This window comes from Calidifontimicrobium sp. SYSU G02091 (genome assembly GCF_022631395.1).
GTDB lineage: Bacteria > Pseudomonadota > Gammaproteobacteria > Burkholderiales > Burkholderiaceae_C > Calidifontimicrobium > Calidifontimicrobium sediminis.
Genome location: NZ_JALBGB010000082.1, coordinates 1 through 1,177 on the forward strand (window position 1 = coordinate 1; position 1,177 = coordinate 1,177).

The following is a 1,177-nucleotide window of genomic DNA, read 5'->3' on the forward strand; positions in this document are numbered from 1 at the left end:
GGAAACGCTGATCAAGTTGCCGCAGGGGTAGCGATGCGGGCTGTACGGGCTTGGGCGGCACGATTTTGCTCGCTCTGGCGGCCCCTGCGGGCCCGTTTTCGGGCCACCTGGCCCGCATTGGGCGCACTATGGGCGCACCAGTGCCGGCACGCGCCGCGCGGCCAGATACAGGTTGACCATCGCCAGCGCCGTGAAGACGCGGTTGGCGTTCTTGGCGAGTCCGCGGTAGCGCACCTTGACGAACCCCCACAGGCGCTTGAGCACGTGAAACGGGTGCTCCACGCGCGCCCGAGTGCGGCTCTTGGTGCGGTTGCGCAGCCGCTCGGCCTCGTCCTGCCCGTCGGGCTTGCGCACGCGCCGGTTGGTGAAGTCGCGCGCCTGGGGTGCTGCCGCCTTGATGATGTCGCGGCAGCCCTGGTAGCCGCGGTCGCCGTAGACGCGCTTTTCCGCACCGTGCAGCAGATCGGGCAAGGCATGCTTGTCATGCACGTTGGCACTGGTGACCACGGCGCTGTGCACCAGCCCGGTCTTGCTGTCGGCACCCACGTGCACTTTCATGCCGAAGTACCACTGTTTGCCCTTGCGCGTCTGCTTCATCTCGGGGTCGCGCTGCTGCTCGGCGTTCTTGGTCGAGCTCGGCGCGGCGATGATGGTGGCGTCCACGATCGTGCCCGCGCTCAGGCGAAGCCCTCGCTCCTGCAAGATGCGGCCGACCTCGGCGAAGATGGCTTGCCCCAGCTGGTGCCTCTCCAGCAGGTGACGAAACTTGAGGATCGTGGTGGCGTCGGGCACCGGCTCGCGACCCAGATCGATGCCAACGAAAGCGCGCAGCGCCGCCGAGTCGTACAGCGCCTCCTCGCACGCCGCATCGGCCAGGTTGAACCAGTGCTGCAGCAGGTGGATGCGCAGCATGCGCTCCAGCCCGATGGGCGGGCGGCCGTTGCCGGGCTTGGGGTAGTGCGGCTCGATCAGCGCCACCAGCCGCCCCCACGGCACGATCGTCTGCATCTGGGCCAGGAATGCGTCGCGGCGCGTAGGCTTACGAAAGCGCTCGAATCCCGCCGACGCATCGGCCGCCGCTGCCAAGGTCATCTGCTTCATCGTCATCCTCGCATCTTGCATCGACACCTCCAACGCATGTCACTACGATGCGGTGGACTTGATCAGCGTTTCCCTA

1 protein-coding gene is annotated in these 1,177 nt (G+C 67.1%); it reads right to left on the reverse strand.

What is annotated here, in order from left to right:
• Window positions 1-126: 126 nt before the first annotated feature.
• Entirely contained in the window at window positions 127-1,101 is a 975-nt protein-coding gene (locus MOJ79_RS18840) for an IS5 family transposase (RefSeq protein ID WP_241925536.1), read from the reverse strand.
• Between the last annotated feature and the right edge of the window lie 76 nt (window positions 1,102-1,177).